This window comes from Mesonia aestuariivivens (assembly GCF_019311235.1).
GTDB classification, from domain to species: Bacteria; Bacteroidota; Bacteroidia; order Flavobacteriales; family Flavobacteriaceae; genus Mesonia; species Mesonia aestuariivivens.
This window is the reverse complement of sequence record NZ_JAHWDF010000001.1, coordinates 270890-290067: the sequence shown is the minus strand read 5'-3', so window position 1 is coordinate 290067 and position 19178 is coordinate 270890. Positions and strand designations below refer to the sequence as shown.

Annotated in this window: 13 protein-coding genes; 8 read left to right on the top strand and 5 right to left on the bottom strand. The window is 33.8% G+C overall.

Annotated elements, in window-relative coordinates; genetic code table 11:
- Window position 1: 1 nt before the first annotated feature.
- The 3 genes from KW502_RS01190 to KW502_RS01180 form a co-directional block, all read right to left on the bottom strand.
- Complete coding sequence (locus KW502_RS01190; protein WP_219038695.1) at window positions 2-1312, bottom strand: site-specific integrase; 1311 nt, start codon at window positions 1310-1312, stop codon at window positions 2-4.
- Window positions 1313-1591: 279 nt separating this feature from the next.
- The gene (locus KW502_RS01185; RefSeq protein WP_219038694.1) at window positions 1592-5659 is read right to left on the bottom strand and encodes a T9SS type B sorting domain-containing protein; all 4068 of its coding nucleotides are present in this window, start codon (window positions 5657-5659) and stop codon (window positions 1592-1594) included.
- Between the two features lie 362 nt (window positions 5660-6021).
- Window positions 6022-6774, bottom strand: a complete 753-nt coding sequence (locus tag KW502_RS01180; protein ID WP_219038693.1) for a DeoR/GlpR family DNA-binding transcription regulator — start codon at window positions 6772-6774, stop codon at window positions 6022-6024.
- Between the two features lie 218 nt (window positions 6775-6992).
- Between KW502_RS01180 and KW502_RS01175 the strand changes: the two genes are divergently transcribed.
- The 4 genes from KW502_RS01175 (at window position 6993) to KW502_RS01160 (ending at window position 11671) form a co-directional block, all read left to right on the top strand.
- Window positions 6993-8570 (top strand): glycerol-3-phosphate dehydrogenase/oxidase, encoded by a 1578-nt coding sequence (locus KW502_RS01175; protein WP_219038692.1) that lies wholly within the window; start codon window positions 6993-6995, stop codon window positions 8568-8570.
- A gap of 63 nt (window positions 8571-8633) precedes the next feature.
- Window positions 8634-10142 (top strand): glycerol kinase GlpK, encoded by a 1509-nt coding sequence (gene glpK, locus KW502_RS01170; protein ID WP_219038691.1) that lies wholly within the window; start codon window positions 8634-8636, stop codon window positions 10140-10142.
- A gap of 2 nt (window positions 10143-10144) precedes the next feature.
- Complete coding sequence (locus KW502_RS01165) at window positions 10145-10885, top strand: MIP/aquaporin family protein (RefSeq protein WP_219038690.1); 741 nt, start codon at window positions 10145-10147, stop codon at window positions 10883-10885.
- 6 nt (window positions 10886-10891) lie between these two features.
- Window positions 10892-11671 carry a hypothetical protein gene (locus tag KW502_RS01160; protein WP_219038689.1) on the top strand — a complete coding sequence of 260 codons (780 nt, stop codon included), beginning with the start codon at window positions 10892-10894 and terminating at the stop codon, window positions 11669-11671.
- A 62-nt stretch (window positions 11672-11733) separates the two neighbouring features.
- On the opposite strand, the gene KW502_RS01155 is transcribed toward KW502_RS01160, so the two are convergent.
- On the bottom strand, window positions 11734-12627 hold the full coding sequence (locus KW502_RS01155; RefSeq protein WP_219038688.1) for an oxidoreductase: 894 nt from the start codon (window positions 12625-12627) through the stop codon (window positions 11734-11736).
- A 218-nt stretch (window positions 12628-12845) separates the two neighbouring features.
- Between KW502_RS01155 and KW502_RS01150 the strand changes: the two genes are divergently transcribed.
- From KW502_RS01150 to KW502_RS01140, 3 genes are all read left to right on the top strand, one after another.
- Entirely contained in the window at window positions 12846-14585 is a 1740-nt protein-coding gene (locus tag KW502_RS01150; RefSeq protein WP_219038687.1) for a thiamine pyrophosphate-dependent enzyme, read from the top strand.
- Window positions 14586-14702: 117 nt separating this feature from the next.
- A complete protein-coding gene (locus KW502_RS01145) occupies window positions 14703-15758 on the top strand; it encodes an NAD(P)-dependent alcohol dehydrogenase (RefSeq protein WP_219038686.1) in 1056 nt (351 codons plus the stop codon).
- Window positions 15759-15955: 197 nt separating this feature from the next.
- Window positions 15956-16333 (top strand): PH domain-containing protein, encoded by a 378-nt coding sequence (locus KW502_RS01140; protein ID WP_219038685.1) that lies wholly within the window; start codon window positions 15956-15958, stop codon window positions 16331-16333.
- A gap of 76 nt (window positions 16334-16409) precedes the next feature.
- On the opposite strand, the gene asnB is transcribed toward KW502_RS01140, so the two are convergent.
- On the bottom strand, window positions 16410-18095 hold the full coding sequence (gene asnB / locus KW502_RS01135; protein ID WP_219038684.1) for an asparagine synthase B: 1686 nt from the start codon (window positions 18093-18095) through the stop codon (window positions 16410-16412).
- Window positions 18096-18383: 288 nt separating this feature from the next.
- Between asnB and KW502_RS01130 the strand changes: the two genes are divergently transcribed.
- Complete coding sequence (locus tag KW502_RS01130; protein ID WP_219038683.1) at window positions 18384-19148, top strand: SDR family NAD(P)-dependent oxidoreductase; 765 nt, start codon at window positions 18384-18386, stop codon at window positions 19146-19148.
- Window positions 19149-19178: the final 30 nt, after the last annotated feature.

Sequence of the window (19178 nt, the reverse complement as noted above, 5' to 3'; positions counted from 1 at the left end):
TTTAAACATTAAAAAAACCGCTTTTTAAGATATGCGTAGCTCGTTCTTCATCTTTAATTCTAATATACTTATAAAATTCCTTTTCGGTGGTATGTCCTGTAAAATGCATTATATCATATACTGGCATACCTACTTTATATTTGTTTGTCGCAAAGCTTCGTCTTGCCGTATGTGACTTAACTAAGTTGTATTTTTTAATGTAGTCTACCTCTTGTTTTCCAGCTTTAGTGTATTCACATTTAATTTTCACTTCTAAAGAATCTAGTTCTAGCATCTGCCCTATCTGCTTGATGTAGTCGTTTAAATCTTTATCGGGTATTCTTTTTGGTGGTTTGCCTTTATGACGGCTATTCATAATATGCTTGATTTCTTTTGTCATAGGACAGTACACTTTACGCCCTCTCTTTTTGTTTTTCTTTTGAACAATCACAAAATATTCTTGACCATTAATCGTTTGAATATCTTCTTCTTTAAAGCTATTGTAATCACTTACTCGTTGACCCGTGTAGCAACCAATAAGAAAAATATCTCTAGCGTGTGAAAGTTTAGGATATTTAGATAAATCTTTATTATAAAATGCCTGAATCTCTTCATCAGTTAAATAAACCTCTGTGGTAATTTCTTTAGTTACCTTGAAATCTGAAGATTTGAATTTTTGATTATTGGTGTAACCTTCACTTACTGCATAGTTCATAAAGGTCTTAATCGTTTTGAAATGCTTACCTATGGTGTTTTTACTAAACTGTTTTTCTTTCTGAAGGTATTCGGTAAACTTTTTATGAAATGAAGAGTCAATTTCATCTAGTTCTAATTTTCTACTTAATTGTTTTTCGAAGCTTAAAATATGAGACTTAGCTTGTTTATAGGAGCGCAAAGTAACCTCTGCAATATTGCCGTCTTTGTAATCAATAAATTTTTGAATTAATTCTGAAAATGTTAGTTTTTCTTGAGTTTTACCAGGAGCTTCTTCACCCCTTAATTTAAGTTCTAAGCGGTTTTTAAGAAACTGCGGAGAAATGCTATCACTTTCTTCTTGAAGCTCTTCATAAACTTCCGTAATAGCGTTTTCAAGCTTATTAAGTTTACTATTATAATGATCTTTAAACTTAACAGTATTCTTATTTTTTACTCTTTGCTTATTAAAATCCCAATCATTGAAAGTTACTTTAATTCCTGAAGAGTATTTTAGTCGTTTATTGCCATAAGTAAAAAATAGGTAAATAGTAAAATTTTCCTTTTTGTTTTCTTCTGCTTTTCGCTTACTTTTGAATGCAAATCTAACCGTACCCTTTGCTCTTTCTACTGCTATCATAATGATTACCTTTACTATAAAGATACAAAAAAGGGTACAATTTAGGGTACAAATAAGTGTTTATTTATACATTACTTAGTTAATTATTTCTAATTACAGAAATCAAAAAAACCCCTATAAGTAAAGGGTTATAATAAGATATAAGTAAATTTAATATGTTTTAGTTAAGACTTAAACAGTACTGGAGGCACCACCGCAGAAACCCCGATCTTTGATCGGGGTTTTTTGTTTTATAGCTTTTTTTAGAAAGCCACTTTAAATAAAGTGGTTTTCTATGATTTATCTTTTCAACGTAAAATGAGATTTAAATTGTCTTTTCTCTCCACGATTATCATAATCTACTAGAAACCAATAATCGTTTGAAGGCATGTTTTTACCATTATAGCTCCCATTCCAACCTAACCCTGAAGGAGAAATAGTCGTAAGTAATTTTCCGAAACGATCAAAAATTGAAATACTAGCGTTAGGGTCAAATTTTAAATCTTTAATATTCCAAGTATCATTAAATCCATCTTGATTAGGGGTAAAAAATTTAATGAACTTAATTACATCTACTTTTTGTACTGTAGACCCACAATTACCATATTCCCCTTTCACCTCTACGGTATGCACGCCAGAATCGACATTGTAAAAAGTAGGTTCTTTTTGAAAATTTACTCCATCTAGACTGTAAAGATAAGTTCCTAAACCATTTAAAATTTCTATATTAATATTTGCTTCATCTTTAAAAGGTTCTGTTACAGTTAATTTAATTTTCGGTATTGCAGACTCTTTCACTTCTACAACGGCTGGTAAATAATTACAGTCTGCCCCAACTTCCGGCGTTAATTTCTCTACTAATGCTTCATAAGTACCAGCTTCGAAAGCTTCATATTCTGGACCTGTAGCAACTAAATTACCATTTAAATACCAGTTCACCTGAAAATCTGAAGTCTCTAAACTTGTTGTAAGAAGCACTGGGGATTCAACATCTCCGGATTCTACATTTCTACACAAAGTCCCTCCTTCGACATAAAGCTGAGGACGTTCATAAATGGTAATTTGTATTTCTTTTTCTTCAAAACATTCTGGGTAATCTACGGAATAAGCATAGACAAAAACATTTTTCACTCCAGGTTGATCAAAATACAAGTCATCTTGATTAAGTTTATTTTGAGCTCCAGCCTCCCAATAATAATTGATTTCAATTTCATTATCGCTCAAACTTGGCAATGTATAATCTCCACATCTTTCTATATCTTCAAGTCCACTCAAATCTGGTTTAACAACATAAACTTTAAAGCTGACTTCTGTTTCACATATAAATCTATCACCAGTCTTACCGTAAATAAAAATTTCACGATCAGAAGTAACTGCATATCCAGGATTAAGTCGATTACCTTGCCCCCCACTTTGGGTGTAGTAATTTCCTTCATTTAACGATGGTAACACATAAGAATCACAAACGTAAATATCTTCTACCTCTTCTATAGTTAAGCCGTCAATATAAATTGTAAAAAAATCTTCATTGTAACATCCTTGTAAATCTTCGTATTCATTGTAAATAAAAATAATTTGTGTTTGCTCAATTAAATCACCTGAAAACAATTGTTCTCCTTGCGCTAAAGACTCGGTATAATATTCTCCATTTTGAAGTTGAGGCAACTCGTAAGAATGGCAAGCATGAATATCTGTAAAGCTTGGCACTTCTGGTAAATCTCTTATTTCTACCGCAAACGAAGTTTCATTTTCACAGCCATCTTCTTCATTATTAATAAATATTGTTTGAGAAGATGTAATTATAGACCCCTCTGCTAAAAGCTCTCCATTTCTTCCTGCTTGTGTAAAATAATCTCCATTAGCAATTTGTGGCAACGTATAATCTTCGTTTTCACACAACAATACATCTACTAAACTATCTACTAACGGAATTGGTTTAACCTCAAGGTTAAACGAAGTACTATTAGTACAATTTGGCATGGTGGTAGTTTCGGCATAATAATAAATGGTTTGACTTTCTTCTATAAAAGTACCAGGAAGCATAACTTCACCTAAACCACTAGCTTCTGTAAAAAAATCACCTATTGAAAGTTGCGGCAACTGATAGCCTCCACAAACTACCAAATCTTGAAATTCTGGTAAGATGGTTATATTAAATTGTGATTGATTCTCGCAGAAATTATCTTCATTATAAATATAATAAGTTTTAGATTGTGTTATTTGATCTCCACCAGAAAGCATTATACCTGCTCCATTTTCTTGTGTATAGTAATTACCATTTTCTAAAGCAGGCAAGACATACCCCGAACACGTAACAATATCTTGAAGTTCATCTACGGGAGGCAAAGGTAAGATTTCAATATCAAAAGATTTCTCTCTACAAAATTCGCCATCAATTTCTGCATAAAAATAAATAATCTGACTCTCATCGATAATGGTTCCAGAAGGAAGCAACTCTCCGCCTCCGTTTGCTCCGCCAGCATCATCGTAAAACTGTCCAGCTGGAGGAAAAGGAATTTTAAATGACTCACAATGCACTAATTCTATAGAATAATCTACTATTAAAGAAACTTTAAAACTACTTTGATTAGTACATCCATTTTCATCTGGACCGTTAAAAATATAAATGGTTTGTGATTCTGTAACTTCGTAACCTTCAGTATATTGCTGACCACCGCCATCTGGCAAAGAATAATAATCACCGTGTTCAATTTCTGGCAAAACAAAAGAGTCACATTCAATTACATCTTCCAATTCAGAAACTGGAGGAGGCTCGTTTAACTGAAAAGTTAATGGAACAAGTTCAAAACAAAATTCTGGCGCCAAGGCTTGGACTCTCACCCAAAATGTTTGTATAGACTGATCTAGAGCTAGTGAATAGTTTTCATAATTCATTATAGGATTTTCGTTTGCAAATGCTTCTTCTTCAGAAATAAAATAAGAAAAAGTATAATCCAAAGGATCTTGAGGAGAAACGATAGCCGAGTTCTCACCATTAAGCGATACTTGAAGATTATTATCTGAAACTATACAAATATCTATAGACTCAGGAATATTAACATCTATAGATTCACCAATAATCAAATTAAAATCACCCACACTAGTACAATAATTACCAGTAATAGTATTATAAAGTTTTATATATATTGTTTGATTTCCTTCACTTTCGTAAGATGATATTTCTGAATCAGGAATAGGATTTAAATTATCTAAATTTTCCTGAGAGGCAAAGTAGTGTAAAACATAATTCTCATTATTAACATCTAAAGATTCGACAGAATTAACAGTGAGATCAAAATTATTACCCTCATCCGCATTACAAAGTTTTATATCTTCTGGCTCCTGAAAACTTAACGCCATAACTTCAACCTGTTCAGTAATCATACAATTGTTTCCTGTTTTTGTAATAGAAACCTCATATGTACCCGATTGCGTAGCCTGTATATAACTCCCTGTTTCTCCATCAAGTATCTCTCCATTATACATCCAAATATGATTGTATTGATCTGGATCTAATTCTGTACTAATTATTTCAGAATCTCCATCACAAATACTCACATTTTCTCCAAGATCTATATTTGAATCAAAACTCCCAGCTTCTAAAAATATAGCAGAATCAAAATTTGCATCATTAGAGTCTGCTATCACTAACCTAATTCTATAAGGTGTCCCTGGATTTATGGTTGAGGAGGCAGTCAGAACCTTTGTAAAACCCCTCATATTTACTGTTGAATTATTTGGATCATCAACATTATAAACATCAAATAAGTTTGGGTAGTCTGAATCACATGAGCTATTATAGGTGTTATCTTTAATATTATTAACCGATATGTGAATATTAGTATTTGGAATCAATGCTAAATTTTGAGTCTCATTAGTTTCTAAGTTGGTTAACAAGAAAGCAAAAACATCACTAGACAAACATTGCCATTGACCGTACTCATTAGAAGCAAATAAAAAATTGAAATTAAAATCACTAGACAACGGAACAAAATCAAACTCTAAAAATGCCACATCAGTAAGTTCAGAAGACTGTCCTGCTTGAGTATTTATAGCAACTAAATTAGCATCAGAGTTATTGTTAATTTGACTACTCAAACCAATACCTGTATACTGGCCTTGAGAAAGCTGAGCGTTTCCTGATCTAATGATAACACCTTCATTTAAAGGAAAATTACTTCCGTTTCCATTAAAAATAGTTGCAGATTGAGCTGAAGAAAATCTTGCATTAGATATTTCTATGCAAGCATTGTTAAATAAAACATTAACTAGTTCTGTTGCTGTTTTTTGCTCAGCAGGGATAGTTACTGTTTGTGAAAAAACGGCAAAAGAAAAAAATAAAATTAAGCGAGGTAATATCTTTTTCATATTTATTTTGGGATTTTAACAATCAAAAATTAATCAATCATCTAAATTCAAAATTATTTTATATCTGCTTTCTGAATTTAAAATTTCGACCAAGTGTATTGTAATTACGACCAAATGCAAGTTATCGGTTTTGTTATTTTGTAATTTATTCACAAAAAACTATTGAAAATCAAAAACTTACTTGAAATAAGACACCTCAATACTTTTAATGATTACTTAGTAAACTTTGACAACTGAAGAAATAAATTTTTAACTGAAGAGAAGAATTCTTTTTATATGTGATGAAGAGCAAAAACAACCAAAAATTCAGAATGAAGCTTTAGCTGCCGTTAATTGATTTATTAATTTTTAGTCTATAAAAATTAAACCACTGTAATTTTTATACCTAGAGCTTTAATTCGGCCTACTACTTTAGAAGAAATGCCACTATCTGTGATGATATGATGAACACTTTTTAGACTACAAATTTTTCCAAAACTCTTTTTGCCGAATTTAGAAGAATCTGCTAAAACAATTATTTTCTGACAAGAGTTGATCATCTTCTGGTTTAATGCAGCTTCTTCTAAACTTGTAGTGGTGCACCCATAATCTAAATCTATACCATCAACCCCAATAAATAATTGGTTACAAGAGATATAATCTAGAATTAAGCTAGCGTAATGACCAATTACAGAAGAAGAACTATGCCTTACATTTCCTCCTAATTGAATAACTTTATATTCGTGATGATTCAACAACTCAATTGCAACATTTAAAGAAGAGGTTATAATATTTAATTTACCTTGAATATTTATAGCTTTTGCTAAAGCTTGTACCGTAGTACCAGAAGCAATTAAAAAAGAATCGTTTTCAGAAATTAAAGCAGCAGCAGCTTTGGCTATTCTACTTTTTTCTTCAATAAAAACTTTTTCTTTCTCGTTAACAGTTCTATCTTTCATATAAGGATTCTCTAAAGAAGCACCGCCATGAGTTCTAAACAAAAGATTTTCATCTTCTAAGCGTTTTAAATCTTTTCTTATAGTAACTGCAGAGACACCTAGTTTCTCACACAAAAAAGAAACTTCTACATATTTATCTTTTTGAAGAATCTCTAAAATTTCTTGATGCCTTTTCATAAATATGAACTTTTAGCAGCAAATATAAAAAATACAATAGCTAAATGTTTCAAATTTAAATAGTAAAAATGTTGTGATTACAAAAATTGAAACAAAACGAAATCAAATTCATAAAAAAAGTATAATAAATAGAATTTTTATTAAACTTTAAGTTTCTTTTAGTTTCGTTTTGATATATATTTATTAAATTCGAAACCTATTCGTAATATATCAAAAAAATGAGTGATCAACATACATATGCTAGAGAAACAATACTTAACCAGACTAATACTAACGAAGAGTGGGACGTCATTGTAATTGGCGGCGGAGCGACAGGCTTAGGTACTGCTTTAGATAGTGTTACTCGTGGTTATAAAACTTTACTATTAGAAATGGCAGATTATGCTAAAGGAACATCTAGTAGAAGTACAAAACTAGTTCATGGTGGAGTTAGGTATTTAGCTCAAGGTGATATAGATTTAGTTAAAGAAGCTTTACATGAAAGAGGTTTATTAGCTAGAAACGCACCACATTTAGTTAAAAACCAAAGCTTTGTAATTCCAAATTACAAATGGTGGGAAGGTTTCTATTATACCGTAGGCTTAAAAGTGTATGATTTTTTAGCAGGCAAATTAAGTTTAGGGAAATCTAAACATATTAAAACGAAAGAAACCGTAAGCAGGTTATCTACACTTAAACAAGATCATCTAAAAGGTGGTGTAGTTTATCAAGACGGTCAGTTTGATGATTCTAGATTAGCGATTAATGTTGCTCAATCATGTCTTGAAGAAGGGGCAACACTATTAAATTATTTCAGAGTAAATGATTTAACAAAAGATGAAAAAGGAAATATAAATGGTGTAAAAGCTACCGATAATGAAACAGGTGTTTCTTATACATTTAAAGGTAAAGCAGTAGTTAATGCTACGGGTATTTTTACCGATGATATTTTACAAATGGATAATCCTGAAGCTCGAAAAATGGTAAGACCAAGCCAAGGAGTACATTTAGTTTTCGATAAATCTTTTCTACCAGGAGAAGATGCAATCATGATCCCAAAAACAGATGATGGGCGTGTACTTTTTGCAGTACCATGGCATGATAAAGTAATTGTAGGAACTACCGACACTATGCTAGATGAGCATAGCTTAGAGCCAAAAGCTCAAGAACAAGAAATAGAGTTTATTCTTAATACGTTTAACAAATATATTTCTAAACCAGTTTCAAGGAAAGACGTACTAAGTATTTATGCAGGACTTCGTCCTTTAGCAGCACCAAAAGATGATTCAGAAAAAAGTAAAGAAATATCAAGAAGTCATAAAATAATTGTTTCTAAAACAGGCTTAGTAACTATAACTGGGGGTAAATGGACAACATTTAGAAAAATGGCTCAAGATACTGTGAACAAGATTATCAATATAGGAAAGTTACCAAATAAACCTTGTAAAACAGAAAAATTCGCTCTTCACGGCGCTCAAGAAACAACAAGCCACGAAAACCATCTCTATATTTATGGAAGTGATCAAGAAAAGATAAAAAAACTTATGCAAGAAGATCCTGAGTTAGCTCAGAAGCTTCACGAAAGACTCCCATTTTTTAAAGCTGAAGTAGTTTGGGCTGCTCGACAGGAAATGGCAAGAACTATTGATGATGTCTTAGCTCGAAGAGTAAGAGCTCTATTTTTAGATGCCAAAGCTGCTATAGAAAGTGCTCCAATAGTTGCAGATCTTTTAGCTAAAGAATTAGGTAAAGATGAAAGTTGGAAACAAAATCAAATTGAAACTTTTACCAAAATCGCTAAAAACTATACAATATAATCAATAATCTCAACAACCTAATCTCTAAATTTTAGAGATTAGGTTGTAACTAAACTAAATCTTATGAATAAATATATTCTCGCGATAGATCAGGGAACCACAAGTTCTCGAGCTATCTTATTCAACAAAAAAGGGCAAATTCACTCAGTAGCTCAAAAAGAATTCACACAATATTTCCCTAAACCAGGATGGGTAGAACACGATCCTGCAGAAATTTGGGCTACCCAAGCAGGGGTTGCTGCAGAAGCTACGACCAAAAAAGGATTAAATGGTAAAAATATTGAAGCCATAGGAATCACGAATCAACGCGAAACCGTTGTAGTTTGGGATAAAAATACAGGAGAAGCAGTTTACAATGCTATTGTTTGGCAAGATAAAAGAACTGCTAAATATTGTAATGAATTAAAAAATAGCGGAAAAGCTAAAATGATTCAAGAAAAAACAGGATTGGTTATCGATTCTTATTTCTCTGGAACAAAAGTAAAATGGATTTTAGATAACGTTGAAGGAGCACGCAAAAAAGCAGAAGCAGGAGATCTTCTATTAGGAACCATAGATACTTGGTTAATTTGGAATTTTACGAAAGGAGATCTTCACGTAACCGATGTCACCAACGCCTCTAGAACATTATTATTTAACATTAACACTATGGAATGGGATGACGAGCTGTTAGAGTTGTTCGAAATTCCAAAAAGCATGCTACCCGAAGTTAAAGATTCTAGTGAAGTTTACGGACATACTAAAACCACTATTTTTGCTTCTAAAGTACCTATCGCAGGAATTGCGGGAGACCAAATGGCTGCACTTTTCGGACAGATGTGTACCAAAAAAGGAATGGTAAAAAGTACCTATGGTACAGGTTGTTTTATGTTAATGAATATTGGAGAAAAACCAATTATCTCTAAAAACAACTTACTAACCTCAGTTGCTTGGAGGATTAATGGTAAAACCGAATACTGTTTAGAAGGTAGCATTTTTATAGGTGGTGCCGTTGTACAATGGCTACGTGATGGTCTTGGGATTATCAATAAATCATCTCAAGTAGAACAGTTGGCAAGTTCAGTAGAAAGTTCAGAAGGTGTTTATTTTATTCCAGCTTTTGCGGGTCTTGGAGCTCCATATTGGAACCAAGATGCCAAAGGAACCATGTTCGGAATCACAAGAGGAACTACAGACGCGCATATCGCTAGAGCATCTTTAGAAGCAATTGCGTATCAAACCATGGATATTTTAAAATCTATGAAAGCCGATTCTAAAATAGAAATTAAAGAACTTCGAGTAGATGGAGGGGCGTCGGTTAACGATATGCTCATGCAATTTCAATCTGATGTATTAAATACCACAACCGTTAGACCTAAAGTAACCGAAACAACCGCATTAGGAGCTGCGTATTTAGCAGGTTTAGCAGTTGGTTACTGGAAAGATACCGATGAAATTCAAAAAACTTGGGAAGAAGATATTAAATTTCAACCTACCGAAAATCAAGATGATGTAAAAAAAGGAGTTAACGGCTGGTATAGAGCTATTGAAGCTTTGCAACATTGGAGTGATAACAACGAAGAAAATCAATAAGAATGACACCATTTATAGCAGAAATTTTAGGAACAGCTATTCTTATTCTATTAGGGGGTGGTGTAGTTGCAAATGTAAATTTAAATAAAACAATTGGTCAAGGCAGTGATTGGATTGTGATTACTACAGGTTGGGCTTTAGCCGTTTTTGCAGGCGTTGTGGTTGCAGGCCCTTATAGTGGCGCTCACCTTAATCCAGCAGTAACTATTGGCTTAGCGGTTGGAGGAATATTTCCTTGGGCAGATGTGCCCACCTATTTAGCAGGAGAATTTATAGGGGCTATGTTAGGATCTTCTTTAGTCTACCTCATGTATAAAAATCATTTTGATGTCACAGAAGATGGGGCAACCAAAAGAGCCGTTTTTTGTACCGCTCCCGCAATACCAGATACATTTAGAAATTTAATAAGTGAAATTTTAGGAACTTTTGTATTAGTAATATGTGTATTTTATTTTGCAGAAGCTTCTTTTGAAATCGAAGCAGGAACCACTACTAAAGTTGGTTTAGGAGCTATTGGAGCTATCCCTGTAGCTTTTATTGTTTGGGCAATTGGACTTTCGTTAGGAGGAACAACTGGTTATGCTATAAACCCTGCACGAGATTTAGGACCAAGAATCGTTCATGCCCTATTACCTATTAAAGGCAAAACAGATAGTGGTTGGGGGTATGCTTGGATTCCTGTAGTTGGCCCTTTAATAGGTGGATTAGTTGCCGCGGTATTATTTTTAATTTTAGGTAAATAAATAAGTATGAAATCATTTAAATACATTGCAATATGCTTCGGAATTTTCTTTTGTCAATCCACTTTTGCTCAAGATCAAGACAATATTATTGAAGAAAGAAACGAAGAGAAATTGGAAAATGAAGAAAAGAAATTATTCAACTTTAATCTTCAAATTAAAAACATGCATTTATGGAGAGGTTTACATGTAAGCAATTCACCAGTAAGTGTGGCAGACATTAATTATACTTCTAAAAACGGTTTTTTTAAAGCTGGACTTTGGGGAGGAAGATCTTTTAATGGAGAATATACAGAATATGATTACTATGTAAGCTTTATGCATAAAGGCTTTACCTTAGCTATATGGGATATTAACAACACCACAGATTATCCAGACGTTGGTTTTTTTAATTACGACAGAGCAGAAACTTCACACTTTATAGATGTAAGTTTGGCTTATCAGTTTCAAAAAATTCCTTTAAAAGTTTCTTGGGCTACGGTTGTACAAGGTAGAGATACTTATGTAGATGATGATGGAGAATTAAAAAATGCGTTTACTAATTATGTAGAAGCTAGTTATATTTTCTTAACTAAAGAAAACTGGTCACTCGCAGGCTTTGTAGGTGGTTCTTTCTCATTTTTAAGTGAATCAAATTTTTATGGTGATCACCCTAACGTGAGTAATGTAGGAGTAATCTACAATAGAGATGTAGAAATTTTAACTTACACCTTACCTGTTTCGGCAACTGCTTCGTGGAATCCTTTACAAGAATATGGAGCAATTCAAGTTGCCGTTAACCTTTTTTAGGATTTTTTAAAAAGGCAATGATTTAAAGCATAGAAGTCGGCTAGTTAGTCGATTTCTATTCTTTATAAATATTCTATTTTTACTAGCTTTTCTGAAACCTCCCAGAGATGCTTTGCTTTTTTTTTATCTTTTGAAATAGAATTTGAACTGACCACCGCTGGCTTCCCCGAAAATTGTTTAAACCCTGAAGGACCAATAAATTCACCGCCACTTAATGTATGATCTTCAATTGCTTTCAACTCAGATTGCGCTCCTCTTTTTGCAGATTGCGTAAACGGATATACAAACGGAATCAATATTTTCATTATTCCATTAAGATGTCTAAAAAGATTAGTTCTAGAAACCCCAGGATGCACTGCAATTGATTTGATTGAATAATCTTTATTTTTCAACCTTCGGTCTAATTCGTAGGCAAACATTAGACACGCCAATTTACTTTGTCCGTAAGCTTTTTGTTTATCGTATTTTTTTTCAAATTGTAAATCATCAAAATAAATATCGCCCCATTGATGAGCCAAACTACTTAAACTTATTACTCTCGCATCTATTGTTGAATTTGTCAATTGCTCTAACAAAAGACCGGTTAATAGAAAATGTCCTAAGTAATTAATCCCAAATTGCAATTCAAAACCGTCTTTTGTTGTTCCATAAGGTGGCATCATTAAACCAGCATTATTTACTAAAATATCTAAATACTTATAATTGGCTTTAAACTCTTCAGCAAATCTTCTTACAGAATCTAAATGAGCTAAATCTAGTTTTATTAACTTCAACTTTGCCTTTGGGTTTACTTTTAATATTTCTTTTTTAGCCTGTTCTGCTTTAGATAAATCTCTACATCCCATAATCACTTCTGCACCTTTAGCTGCCATATATTTAGTGGTTTCAAAACCTAAACCTGCATTTGCACCGGTAACGATTACAATTTTGCCTAATAAATGTTTTGCTTTGCTCATGGTTGATTTGTGAAGAAATTTTATCCTATTTCATCTAAAATATGAAGAATACAGAATGATTTCTATGATAATCATTAAATTAAGAAAATTTTAAATATATCAATCGTTTAAGCTAGCAATATCAACACCTAAATTTCAAAAGTTTACCACGCTATTAACATCAAAACTAAAACTTACAGGCTAACTTTAAGTATTCAAAAAAAAAAACAGAAAAGATTATGTCAAAGAAGGTTGCAGATATATTAGTAGAAATGTTAGTGAATGCGGGCGTAAAAAGAGTTTATGCTGTAACTGGCGACAGCTTAAACCCTGTTAATGATGCTGTTCGTAGAGATGGCCGCTTAACTTGGATACACGTTAGACACGAAGAAGCGGGCGCTTATGCAGCTTCGATGGATGCTGAATTGGATGGTATTGGTTGCTGCATGGGAAGTAGCGGTCCTGGTCATGTTCATTTGGTGAATGGTTTGTATGATGCCAACAGAGCAGGAAATCCCGTGATTGCCATTGCATCTACCGTGACTACAGATAAATTAGGAACCGAAAACTTTCAAGAAACTAATGTCACCAAACTTTTTGACGATTGCAGTAAGTATTGCTTTATGGCAAATACTCCCGTTCAGGCCATTCACGGTTTTCAATCGGCTATTCAACATGCCATTCAAGATAAAGGAGTTGGCTTAGTAGGATTACCAGGAGATATAGCTTCTGCAGATGCTCAAGAAATAACTACCTCTCAACAAAATTATTATACTACGTCTAGAATTTTACCTTCTGAAGAAAAAATAGATGAGTTAGCTGAAGTGATTAATAGCAACAAAAAAGTCATGCTATTTGCTGGTCACGGATGCCGATACGCTCAGGAAGAAGTCATGGCACTATCGAAAAAATTAAATGCGCCTATGGGATTTAGTTTCCGCGGAAAAATTTTCTTCGATAAAGAAACCAACCCTTATGCGGTTGGTCTTAACGGACTTCTAGGTAGTAAATCTGGCTTTAAAGCAATGCACGAGGCTGATGCTTTAATTTTACTAGGAACAGATTTTCCATATACCGATTTTCTTCCAGAAAAAAACACCATCATTCAAATAGATACTAAGCCAGAACGTATAGGAAGACGCGCTAAAGTAGATTATGCATACCACGGAACCATAAAAGACACGCTTCAGGCCGTTCTCCCTAAAGTGGAAACAAAAACTGATGATGAGTTTCTAAAAGAAATGCGAAAAGTTCATCTCGATTTAGAAGAAAAATACCAAAGCTACGTAAAAGAAAAAGGCGACGATGAAAAAATTCATCCTGAATATGTAGCCGCACTTATCGATCAATTAGCCACAGACGATGCCATTTTTACTGTCGACACCGGAATGTCTGCCGTTTGGGCTGCTCGTTATTTAAAAGGAAGAAAAAACAGATACCTCACCGGTTCTTTTAACCACGGTTCTATGGCAAATGCTATGCCTATGGCAATTGGTGCAGGTTTAGGACATCCAGATAGACAAGTAATTGCCCTTTGTGGCGATGGCGGGCTTACGATGCTTTTGGGAGATTTAATGACCATTAGTCAATACCAAATTCCCGTTAAAATTATTGTTTTCAATAACCGTAGTTTAGGAATGGTAAAATTAGAAATGGAAGTAGAAGGCTATCCCGACTGGCAAACAGATATGGAAAATCCTGATTTTGTAAAAGTAGCTGAAGCAATGAATATAAAAGCTTGGGAAGCTAAAGAACCAAACCAAGTAAATGCTGCCATTCAAGAAGCTTTTTACCATGAAGGACCTGCATTAATTAATATTTATACAGATCCTGCTGCACTTGCCATGCCTCCAGAAATTAAATTTGAACAAATAAAAGGTTTTGCTAAAAGTATGAGTAAACTAATGCTTAACGGCAGAAGTGCAGAAGCAATAGACAATGCTAAATCTAATATTAAATATTTAAAAGAACTTTTTTAGCGTCTAACCACTAGATTTTTTAACCCAAGTTAAGTCATCAAGTTAAAAAAAGTTAAAGACTAATTTCAGTTATATATTTTAAACAAATAAAACTGTAAATTGAAAAAAAATATTAAAATGAATACAGTAGAAATTAAAGCATACGGCGCAAAAAGTAATGATGCCGATTTAAAACCATTAGATATTAATAGAAGGGAAGTTCTAGCAGGAGATGTAAAAATAGACATCTTGTATTGCGGGGTTTGCCATAGTGATATTCACCAAGTAAGAAACGATTGGGGCAACTCAAAATATCCCGTAGTTCCTGGTCACGAAATCATCGGTCGTGTTTTAGAAACTGGTACAGATGTGAGCAAATTTAAAGAAGGTGATCTGGTTGGTGTTGGTTGTTTAGTAGACTCTTGCCAAGAATGTTCTTCTTGTAAGGAAGGTTTAGAGCAATACTGTGAAAACGGAATGGTAGGAACCTATAACGGAAAAGACAAACATTTAGGAGGTCATACTTTTGGCGGCTATTCAGAAAGTGTTGTAGTTCGTGAAGAGTTTGTGCTTAAAGTACCAGAAAATATTGATGCTAAAGCTGCCGCTCCACTTTTATGTGCAGGAATAACCACTTGGTCTCCACTTCGCCATTGGAATGTTAAAAAAGGAGATAAAGTAGGCGTTATTGGCTTAGGAGGTTTGGGCCATATGGGCGTAAAATTTGCTAACGCTCTTGGCGCTAAAGTAGTGATGATTACTACTTCAAAAAACAAAAGCGAAGATGCCAAGCGACTAGGTGCAGATGAGGTACTTATTTCTAAAGATCAAGAACAAATGAAAGAACATGCTAATTCATTTGATTTCTTATTAAATACCGTTCCTGTGAAGCACGACCTTAATCCTTACATTAATCTTCTAAAAAGAGATGCTACTATGGTATTAGTTGGAGCAATTGAACCACTTGAAGAAATGCACGGTGGATTGCTTATCGGAAAGAGAAGAAGTGTAGCTGGTTCTGTAATTGGAGGAATTAAAGAAACTCAAGAAATGTTAGATTTCTGTGGTGAGCATAATGTAGTTTCAGATATTGAAATGATTAATATGCAAGACATCAACGAAGCTTTTGAACGCGTCACAAAATCTGATGTAAAATACCGTTTTGTAATTGACATGAAATCACTTAAAAATTAAATTTTTCATTTAACTAAAAACTATAGTGAGCCTAAGATCTTTAAAAGATGTTAGGCTTTTTTATGGGCGCAACCTAAAGGTCGGGCTGTACGCTAAATCTTTTCTTGTTTCAAAAAACAAGAAAAGGATATCGCTGCCATCCCTTGCGCAAAAAATCAATAAAATAGTTACCTTAGACCTTCATTAAAAAATAAACTATGGGAATTTTCTCTTCACTATTAGGCAATGCCGGAGCAATAGACAAAGAAACTATTCAGCAGAAATATGCTAAATTGCTTACCTCATCAGAAAAAATTGAAGTGGGTTTCAAAATTTTTAGAGATACATTTATTTTCACTAACAAGCGTCTTATTCTTATTGATGTTCAAGGACTCACTGGAAGTAAAACCTCTTACTTTTCTGTAAGCTATCGCAGCATCACCAGATTTAGCATTGAAACCGCCGGAAGTTTCGATTTAGATGCAGAATTGAAGATTTGGATTTCTGGAGAGCAACACCCTAGCATTGCTAAAAAGTTTGATAAAAGAGTAGATATCTACGAAGTACAAAAAATTCTGGCCGAGTACACACTTTAAGCTTCGAAGATTTATCTGAAAACAAAAAATCCCTGAAAGTTGAAACCTTCAGGGATTTTTTATACGATTTTCAAATTTATTCTACTGGCTCATTTTTTTGATAAGCATCACTATGTATATTTGCGACAGCTCTCCCTGACGGATCATTCATGTTTTTAAATGACTCATCCCATTCCAAAGCGGTTGGTGTACTACACGCAATAGAAGGCACAGATGGCACAGATAATGCAGCAGCATCACTAGGGAAATGTTCAGCAAAAATAGTTCGGTAATAATATTCTTCTTTGCTACTAGGTGGCTGTATTGGGAATTTAAAGTGTGCGTTGGACAATTGCTCATCGCTAACTTTTTCATTCACCATTTCCTTTAAGGTATCGATCCAGCTATAACCTACTCCGTCGGAAAATTGTTCTTTCTGGCGCCAAGCAACACTCTCTGGCAAGTAATCTTCAAAAGCTTTACGCAACACCCATTTTTCCATTCGCTCCCCGTTAATCATTTTATCTTTTGGGTTAATACGCATCGCAACATCCATAAATTCTTTATCTAAAAATGGCACACGCCCTTCAATTCCCCAAGCACAAAGTGATTTATTTGCTCTTAAGCAATCGTACATGTGTAACTTATCCAATTTCCGAACAGTTTCTTCGTGAAACTCTTTATCGTTTGGTGCTTTATGAAAGTAAAGATAACCTCCAAAAATCTCATCGGCACCCTCGCCTGAAAGTACCATTTTAATTCCCATAGATTTAATAGCACGCGACATTAAATACATAGGTGTAGAAGCTCTGACAGTTGTAACATCATAGGTTTCTAAATGATAGATTACATCTTTAATCGCATCTAAGCCTTCTTGAATGGTGAATTTAATTTCGTGATGCACAGTATCTAAATGATCGGCTACTTTTTGTGCTGCCGCCAAATCTGGAGAACCTTCTAAACCAATAGCAAAAGAATGTAAACGTGGCCACCAAGCCTCATCGGTATCTTGACTTTCAATACGTTTTTGTGCATATTTTTTTGCTAAAGCTGAAGTAATAGAAGAGTCTAAACCTCCCGATAATAACACTCCGTAAGGAACATCACTCATTAATTGACGATGGACGGCTTTTTCTAAAGCTTCTCTTAGTTCTTGAATATTAGTTTCATTGCCTTTTACATTTTCATAATCCATCCAATCTCGCTGATACCAACGCTGAAAACCTTCTTCTTTACTAGATAAATAATGCCCAGGAGGAAATAATTCAATTTTCATGCATTTACCTTCCAAAGCTTTTAATTCTGAAGCTACATAAAAGGTTCCGTTTTCATCCCAACCAATATAAAGTGGGATAATCCCCATATGGTCACGAGCGATAAAGTATTCATCGGTTTCAGCATTATAAAGTGCAAAACCAAATATCCCATTGAGATCATCTAGAAATTTAACCCCTTTTTCTTGATAAAGAGCTAATATAATTTCGCAGTCAGAATTGGTTTGAAAGTTATAATTACCATTTAGCTGATTTCGTAGTTCTAAGTGATTATATATTTCACCATTAGCAGCAAGTACCAAATTACCATCTTCAGACAACAAAGGTTGTTTCCCTGAAGTGGGATCTACAATCGCCAAGCGCTCATGCGCCATAATGGTATTCTCGTTACTGTAAACACCGCTCCAATCTGGCCCACGGTGACGAATACATTTCGCCATTTCCAGTAACTGAGGTCGTAACGTTTCAGAGGCTTCCTTTAAATCGAAAGCGCAAACAATTCCGCACATAAAGTTACATTTTAAAAAATTAGTAAATAATTAGCTCTATTAATTGAGCCTATTTTAATAGTCGAATTAGCTAATATAAAATAAAAAGTTTAGAAGAAAGTCTCGACAATAGCGGTTTTCTAAACATTTGCGGCATCCTCAAAAAATCATTCCATATAAAAAGAATAATTCATTAGAATCAATAGAAAATTGAAAAACTAAACATCCGAAATTAATTAATATAATTATAGCATTTCATTAAGACTCAAAAAGAAGCAATAATTGTAAATTTAAGCAAAATTAAATAGTATGAGTAAGTTCAAAGATAAAACAGTAATCATTACGGGTGGTTCAGGAAGTATAGGTTTTGTAACCGCTAAAGAATTAGCTCAACAAGGAGCTAAAGTTTTGTTAGTAGATATCGATGAAAAAGCTTTAAAAGAAAAAGAAGCTGAAGCAAAAAGGGAAAATTTAGAGATTTCTTATGTAGTAGCAGACGTTTCTAAACCTGAGCAGGTAAAGAATTATGTAGATACTTGTATTGAACGCTATGGAAAAATAGATTTCTTTTTTAATAATGCAGGTATAGAGGGAAAAGTTGCACCAATGAGTGAATATCCTGACGATGTATTTGACAAGGTGATGGAAGTGAATGTGAAAGGTACTTATTTGGGGATGAAATATGTAAGTCCTAAAATGGAAGATGGCGGTAGTATTGTTATTACATCATCTGTAGCTGGACTCCAAGGATCTCCAAAAATGGTTCCTTATGTAACCTCTAAGCACGCGGTTATTGGTATTATGCGGACTGCCGCTTTAGAATTAGCTGAACGTAAAATTCGTGTGAACACGGTGAATCCAGGATCTGTAGATAATCGTATGATGCGTTCTTTGGAAGATGGTGTAAATCCTGGTCACGGTAATGAAGTTAAAGAAGCTTATACCGCAACTATTCCGTTAGGAAGATATGCTACTCCAGAAGACATTTCTCATATGGTTTGTTACTTGTTTTCTGATGACAACACCTATGCAACTGGACAAACGTTTGTTGTAGATGGTGGAATGAAAGCTTAACTAGTAGTTATAATTTATATAAGGGGAATT